The following is a 6395-nucleotide window of genomic DNA, read 5'->3' as shown; positions in this document are numbered from 1 at the left end:
GCACACGGCCCCGGCCCCCGCCACCGCCGCCGTGACCGTCCCCTGGACCCGCAACGAGCGCGGCGCCCTCGCCGGCGCCAAGTCCACCTCGTACGCGGAGAACGTCGTCGCCCTCGCCCACGCCCGCGCCCACGGCGCCACCGAGGCGCTGTTCGCCAACACCGTCGGCGCGCTCTGCGAGGGCACCGGCTCCAACGTCTTCGTCGTCCTCGACGGCGAGCTCCACACCCCCACGCTCTCCTCGGGCTGCCTGCCCGGCATCACCCGCGCCCTCGTCGTCGAATGGGCCGGCGCCAAGGAGACCGAGCTGCCCTTCGACGTCCTGGAGCGCGCCGAGGAGGTCTTCCTGACCTCCTCCCTCCGCGACGTCCAGGCCGTCCGCGCCCTCGACGGCCGTCAACTGCCCGGCGCCCCCGGCCCGGTGACGGCCAAGGCGATGCGGATCTTCGAGGAGCGCTCGGCGGCGGACATCGATCCGTAGAGCCCTCAATCGACGGGACGTGGGTGACGGGGCGGCCGGGGCCCGGTACAACACCAACGTGACCACCACGCTGCGCCCCACCGCACCCGAGCGACGAGACCCGGACGGCCGGAGGTCCCGCTCCTACGACATCTGCGTCAACAGCAGGCCCGTCGGCAGGATCGGCCTCACCACCGACACCCGCTTCGGCCCGGCCTTCGGCAGGATCACCCGGCTCGCCGTCGACGAGCGCGACCGGCACCGCGGGCGCGGCACGGTCGCCCTGCTGGCCGCCGAGGAGGTGCTGCGCGGCTGGGGCTGCGGACAGGTGCTGGCGACCGTCCCCGCCGACGCGGCCACGGCGCTGGGGCTGATGGGCGCGCTCGGCTACACGGAGCGCGCCCGCGGCATGGCCAAACCGCTGGACGCCACCCCCGGCCTCCCGGCGGGCAGCACGGCCCGGCCCATGGACGAGGAGTTCCACCGGAGCTGGCGGGCGCGCGCCCTGGTCGCCTACGCCCAGGACTGGGCCGAGCGCGGCGTGCCCCGCGACCGGGCCGAGGCCCGGGCCGCCCGGGACGACGCCTCGGCACAGCCCCGGGGGCTGGCCAGCCCGGGCTGCGTCTTCCGCGTCCTCGCCCACGAAGGCGTGGACGTCGGCACGCTGTGGGTGGTGCTCCGCGACGGGTGGGCGTTCGTCTACGACGTCGAGGTGGCGGACGCCCACCGGCGCCGGGGCCACGGCCGCAGCCTGATGCACCTCGCCGAGCGGGAGGGCCTGGCGGCCGGAGCCCGCTCGATGGGACTCAACGTCTTCGCCGGGAACGCGGCGGCCTTGCGGCTGTACGAGTCCCTTGGCTACGAGCCGACGGAGATCGATCTGTACAAGCCGCTGCTGTGAGGGGGTGCGCCCCGTAAAGGGCGCGGGGAACTGCGCGACCGGCCACGGACGGCCCGCGGCCGTAGCTAAGCGGCGAGAAGCCGGTCCGCGATCTCCTCGACCCGCTCGCGAAGCCCCTCCTGGCTCTTCCCGCCGTCCAGCCGCTTGCCGTCGATCACGTACGTGGGCGTGCCGGTCACGCCGATCGCCTTGCCCTCGGCCTGGTCGGCGTCCACGATCAGCATGTGGCGGCCGTCGATGAGCGCGGTGTCCACCTCGTCGGCGTCCAGCCCCAGCTCCTTCGCGATCGCGACCAGCACCTGCTCGCCCCGGGCGCCGAGCTCCTCGGTCCGCGCCAGCACGGCCTCGGCGTACTCCCAGCCCTTGCCCTGTTCGGCGGCCTCCTCGGCGGCCTGTGCCGCCGCGTAGGAGTGCTTGTGCTTCTCCAGCGGGAAGTGCCGCAGCCGGATCTCCAGCCGGTCGCCGTAGCGGGCGCGCAGCGCCCGGATGTCGTCGAGGGCCTGGTGGCAGTCGGGGCACTGAAGCTCGCACCAGACGTCGAGCACGGCGCGGGAGGTGTCGGAATCGCTCATGGGGCCAGTCTTCCAGCCCGTGCCGGGGGGTGCCGTCTCGCCCCCGGGGAGGAGAAGACCCGGGGGCGACCCGGAGATCTCCCCGATCCCGGGCCGGTTCATGGCCGTTCCGGGGGCGCCCGGTGCACGATGGAAGGCGGAAGGACGTCACCGGCGGGAGGACCCGGATGCTGACCTCGACCGTATGCGCCGCGGTGTCCGCCGCAGGCCTGGGCATCGCCCTGGTGACGGCGTACCGCAAGCGCTTCCGCGCCGCGATCCGCCTGGCGGCGTGGTCGCTCATCCCCGTCGGGCTGGTCATGACGGGCGTCGTCGACTGGCTCACGGGGCTGGTCCTCAAGCCGACCGTGTGGGCGGGCTTCGGCGTACTGGCGCTGTCGGCCCTGCTCTTCCTGGCCGGGCGGGCGGCCGACCGCCGGGGCGGCCGTCGCGAGGGACGCCGGGCGGCCGGTGAGGCGCCGGGCCGCGGCACGGTGGCGCCCGCCGCCTCCGCGCCCTCGCTCGGGCCCGCGCGCCGGGGGAAGCCCGCCTCGGGCGACGAGGACTTCTCCGACATCGAAGCGATACTGAAGAAACACGGAATCTGACGAACTTCCGACGAACTCCCTCTCATGAGTGACGTGTTGGTGAGGGGGAGCGGCCGCGCCGCGCCATGATCTCCTGGAGATGAACGACGAACCGGCCGAGATCACCGATGAACCGCGCGGCTGCCTGTTCGCGCTGTCCCAACCGCCGCTGATGTTCTTCCTGGCCTTTGTCGGGACGCTGATCCTGCTGACCGCCGTGCACGACCTCTACCGCTGGTGACGCGCCGGGACCGCCGCCCGGTCAGTCCCCGGCCTCCCGGCGGCGGGCCCGGTAGGCGGCGACGTGCAGACGGTTGCCGCAGGTGCGGCCGTCGCAGTAGCGCCGTGAGCGATTGCGGGAGAGGTCGACGAAGGCACGCCCGCAGCCCGGCGCCGCACAGCGCCGCAGCCGCTCCAGCTCGCCCTCCACCAGCAGGAACGACAGCGCCATGCCGCCGTCCGCCGCGAGGTGCTCGGCGAGCGAGGCGCCGGGCGCGAAGTAGTGGACGTGCCAGGGGTGGCCGTCGTGATCGGTCAGCCGGGGCGTGGTGCCCGCCTCGGCGACCAGGGCGTTCAGCAGGCCCGCCGCGGTCGTTGCGTCATGGGCGTCGAACACCTGGGTGAGCCGGTCGCGTATGGACCGCACGGCCGCCAGGTCCTGCTCCCCGAGCGTTCCGATGCCGTTGATCTCGTGCCGCCCGGCGAACGCCCGCAGCGCGGGCAGCCCGTCGAGGTCGGTGTTCAGCAGATCGACGACGCTGTCGAGCGTGCGCCGGGTGTCGTGGTTGATCAGCACGGATCGTTCGCTCCCCTGGCCGGACGGACGAAGGCGGCAAGTGTTCGACCGCGGGGAGCAGACTTTAGCGGCTCCGGAGCGCGACAGCGCCGTCGCCCGTGGTGGTTCCACGGTGACGGCGCGGTGTCGTGCCCCGCGTGGGGGCGGGACATGTGGCGCGCGGCCTCCCCGAGTGGGCCGGCGCGCCCGGTCAGCTCCGGTCCGTAACCTCAGCTCTCGGCCAGGATGTGCGAGAGCTCGGTGTCCAGATCGAAGTGACGGTGTTCGGTGCCTGGCGGAACGGCGGCGTCGGTCCGCTTGAGGAACGACTCCAGGGCGCGCGCCGGGGCCTCCAGGAGGGCTTCGCCCTCCGGTGAGCTCAGCGCGATGCAGACGACGCCCTGCCCGTGACTGCGGGAGGGCCACACGCGGACGTCGCCGGTACCGGTGGGCCGGTGGAGGCCCTCCGCGAGCAGGTCGCGGGCGAAGACCCACTCGACCGTCTCTTCGGCTCCGGTGTGGAAGGTGGCGTGCACGGCATACGGATCGGCCGTGTCGTACCGCAGGCCTGCGGGAACAGGCAGTGAGGATTCGCTCGACACAACGAGGCGCAGGTGCAGCTCGCAGCTGACCGTGGTGTTCATAAGCGCCAGGGCCTTTCGCTCAGTGTGCGCTCGGGGATTCGCACGTCGGCGAAATCGACATGCCACCTACGGTGCCGTTGTAAACCCCTCTGACCGTTTTGAGGCTGTTCGGATACCTCGGACGGCCGAGTCGTCTCGGCGCGGGTACCGCCGAACCGGTGAGTTCCGGACTTTCCGGTACGTTGGGTCGTATGAACGCGGAGAGTGACCAGCGGACCGCCGTCGGGGCCGAGGGCCCCGGCACCGACCGGCAGCGGCTCGGCTCCCGGGCCCCGCACTTCGTCCGGCGCTCCCGGACCCTGCATCTGAGCTGGCAGGCCGGCGTCTTCGTCGTCGGGCTGGCGGTGGTCGTCGCGGGGATCGTGATGCTGCCCCTGCCCGGACCCGGCTGGCTGGTGATCTTCGCCGGCATGGCGATCTGGGCCACCGAGTTCGTCTGGGCCCAGCTCGTGCTCCGCTGGACCAAGCGCAAGGTCACCGAGGCGGCCCAGCGCGCGCTCGACCCCAGGGTGCGCCGCCGCAACATCGCCCTCACCGTCACCGGGCTGGTGATCGTCGGCGGGCTGGTGGCCGCGTATGTCGCCCAGTACGGGTTCGAGATGCCGTGGCGGGCCGGCGACTGACCCCGGCCGCGCCCCTGACCAGGCACGCGTGGTGCGCGTGTGGTTCGGGGCACTGTCTGACATGCGGTAATGTTTGCGGTGCGCCCGGGCGATTAGCTCAGCGGGAGAGCGCTTCGTTCACACCGAAGAGGTCACTGGTTCGATCCCAGTATCGCCCACGTAACGGACCGAGGGTCCGCGAGGTTCACCCCTTGCGGACCCTCGGTTTTTCGTATGCCCTGGCAGGCATGCCGCGTCGTCGTACGCCCTCCGTCCACCACTACCGCTTCCGCGACGAGTGGACCCTGCCCGCGCCGCCGGACGCCGTCTACGCCGTGCTGGAGGACGGCGAGGGCTACCCCGCCTGGTGGCCGCAGGTCCGCCGCGTCGAGCCCGCCGACGGCATCAGCGGCACCGTGCGCTTCCGCTCCCTGCTGCCCTACGAGCTCGTGATCAGCGCCCGGGAGAGCCGGCGCGACCCCGTCGCCCGGGTCCTGGAGATCGTCATGACCGGCGATCTCGAGGGCTGGGCCCGCTGGACGATCCGCCCCCATGGCACCGGCGGCAGCGTCGCCCGCTTCGAGCAGGACGTCGACGTCCGCAAACCCCTGATGCGCCTCCTCGCCCTCCCCGGCCGCCCCCTCTTCCTCGCCAACCACGCGTGGATGATGCGCGCCGGCCACCGGGGTCTACGGGCCCTGCTGGAGCGCCGGGCCCCGGGGATTTGAAGGACGACCGCCGCGACCTGTATTGTTCAGTGCGTCGCCGGGGGAACCCGGCGGGAATCCCGGGCGATTAGCTCAGCGGGAGAGCGCTTCGTTCACACCGAAGAGGTCACTGGTTCGATCCCAGTATCGCCCACATCACCGGAAGGCCGGTCCGTCAAGTGACGGACCGGCCTTCCGCGTTGTCCGCCGTCCCGGCGGCCCCGCGCCTCACGCCGCCGCCGTCAGCTCCGGCCGCAGCGGCCACGCCGGATCGCACTGCTCCTCGGAGCCGTTGCGCGCGAACCACGCCTGGAGGCCGCGCGCCTGCGCCGCGTGCCACACCGCCTGCCGGGTGTGGAGCTCCGGCGGGCTCAGCCGCTCCAGCCGTGAGGCGAACCGCCGCCCCACCGCCCGGACGACCTCCAGCGTGGCCACCGCGTCCGCCGCCGCGTCATGGGCGCCCGTCAGCTCGACCCCGTACTGCCGGCACAGGTCCGCCAGCGTGCGACGGCCCTTGCGGTAGCGGTCGAGGTGCTTGTCCAGCACCCAGGGGTCCAGCACGCACAGCGAGGCGCCCCCCAGATAGCCGGCCAGCGACGACGCCCGGTGCCGCCGCAACTCCCGGTCCAGCATCGTCAGGTCGAACGGCGCGTTCATCACCGCCAGCGGCGTCCCGCGCGCCGCGTGACCCGCCAGCGACCGGGCCACCTCCTCCATCACCGGCGCCGGCCACCGGCCGTTCCGTTGCAGATGTTCCTCGTCCAGCCCGTGTATCGCGGTGGCCTCCTCCGGCACGGGGACCCCCGGATTCACCAGCCACCGGGTGATGACCGGCACCGCCCCCGGCTGCGACTGCGTCACAAAGGCCGCCGAGACGATCCGGTCCCGCTCCACGTCCACCCCGGTCGTCTCGGTGTCGAAGGCCGCGAGCGGCCCCTCGAACCAGCACGGCATGGCACAACTCCTCGCGCTTGTCCGACACATGGCGTGTTTCCCCTCCCCGCCAGGTGATACCCGGGCATCCGGGTACCCGAACCGCCCCTGTTTGCCGGGGAGTTCGTCTGGAGACAACACAGATGTACGACCCTTTACGCACCCCGCACCGGCGAGCCCGGAAGGTTTTTCGGACATGGCGCTCGCTCAGCCCGACCCGGCCGCCCCCGTGACC

Annotated in this window: 10 protein-coding genes and 2 tRNA genes; 8 read left to right on the top strand and 4 right to left on the bottom strand. The window is 72.8% G+C overall.

What is annotated here, in order from left to right; translation table 11 throughout:
- Both K6I33_RS29780 and K6I33_RS29775 read left to right on the top strand, forming a co-directional pair.
- The coding region (locus tag K6I33_RS29780; RefSeq protein WP_229357651.1) for an aminotransferase class IV at window positions 1-481 on the top strand (481 nt) is incomplete at its 5' end.
- A 58-nt stretch (window positions 482-539) separates the two neighbouring features.
- A complete protein-coding gene (locus tag K6I33_RS29775) occupies window positions 540-1361 on the top strand; it encodes a GNAT family N-acetyltransferase (RefSeq protein ID WP_229357650.1) in 822 nt (273 codons plus the stop codon).
- 65 nt (window positions 1362-1426) lie between these two features.
- Here the strand turns inward: K6I33_RS29775 and K6I33_RS29770 are convergent, their stop codons facing one another.
- On the bottom strand, window positions 1427-1933 hold the full coding sequence (locus tag K6I33_RS29770) for a DsbA family protein (protein ID WP_229357649.1): 507 nt from the start codon (window positions 1931-1933) through the stop codon (window positions 1427-1429).
- Window positions 1934-2100: 167 nt separating this feature from the next.
- On the opposite strand from K6I33_RS29770, the gene K6I33_RS29765 reads away from it, so the two are divergent.
- Entirely contained in the window at window positions 2101-2520 is a 420-nt protein-coding gene (locus K6I33_RS29765; protein WP_229357648.1) for a hypothetical protein, read from the top strand.
- Window positions 2521-2599: 79 nt separating this feature from the next.
- A complete protein-coding gene (locus tag K6I33_RS29760) occupies window positions 2600-2740 on the top strand; it encodes a hypothetical protein (RefSeq protein ID WP_164737750.1) in 141 nt (46 codons plus the stop codon).
- A gap of 21 nt (window positions 2741-2761) precedes the next feature.
- Here the strand turns inward: K6I33_RS29760 and K6I33_RS29755 are convergent, their stop codons facing one another.
- Both K6I33_RS29755 and K6I33_RS29750 read right to left on the bottom strand, forming a co-directional pair.
- A complete protein-coding gene (locus tag K6I33_RS29755; protein ID WP_229357647.1) occupies window positions 2762-3295 on the bottom strand; it encodes a CGNR zinc finger domain-containing protein in 534 nt (177 codons plus the stop codon).
- A gap of 209 nt (window positions 3296-3504) precedes the next feature.
- On the bottom strand, window positions 3505-3918 hold the full coding sequence (locus K6I33_RS29750) for an SsgA family sporulation/cell division regulator (protein ID WP_003959770.1): 414 nt from the start codon (window positions 3916-3918) through the stop codon (window positions 3505-3507).
- A gap of 191 nt (window positions 3919-4109) precedes the next feature.
- Here K6I33_RS29750 and K6I33_RS29745 point away from each other — a divergent pair, with 191 nt between their 5' ends.
- The 4 genes from K6I33_RS29745 to K6I33_RS29730 all read left to right on the top strand — a co-directional run bounded on the left by K6I33_RS29745 (window position 4110) and on the right by K6I33_RS29730 (window position 5381).
- Window positions 4110-4541: a TIGR02611 family protein gene (locus K6I33_RS29745; RefSeq protein ID WP_229357646.1), complete on the top strand. Its 432-nt coding sequence runs from the start codon at window positions 4110-4112 to the stop codon at window positions 4539-4541.
- 86 nt (window positions 4542-4627) lie between these two features.
- Window positions 4628-4699 (top strand) — tRNA-Val (locus K6I33_RS29740).
- A 69-nt stretch (window positions 4700-4768) separates the two neighbouring features.
- On the top strand, window positions 4769-5248 hold the full coding sequence (locus K6I33_RS29735; protein ID WP_229357645.1) for an SRPBCC family protein: 480 nt from the start codon (window positions 4769-4771) through the stop codon (window positions 5246-5248).
- Window positions 5249-5309: 61 nt separating this feature from the next.
- Window positions 5310-5381: transfer RNA gene (locus K6I33_RS29730), tRNA-Val, on the top strand.
- Between the two features lie 74 nt (window positions 5382-5455).
- Here the strand turns inward: K6I33_RS29730 and K6I33_RS29725 are convergent.
- Entirely contained in the window at window positions 5456-6181 is a 726-nt protein-coding gene (locus tag K6I33_RS29725; RefSeq protein ID WP_229357644.1) for an exonuclease domain-containing protein, read from the bottom strand.
- Window positions 6182-6395: the final 214 nt, after the last annotated feature.

The sequence above is a fragment of the Streptomyces sp. UNOB3_S3 genome (genome assembly GCF_020740895.1).
In the GTDB taxonomy this organism is placed as follows: Bacteria; Actinomycetota; Actinomycetes; order Streptomycetales; family Streptomycetaceae; genus Streptomyces.
This window is presented reverse-complemented; position numbering and strand designations above follow the sequence as displayed.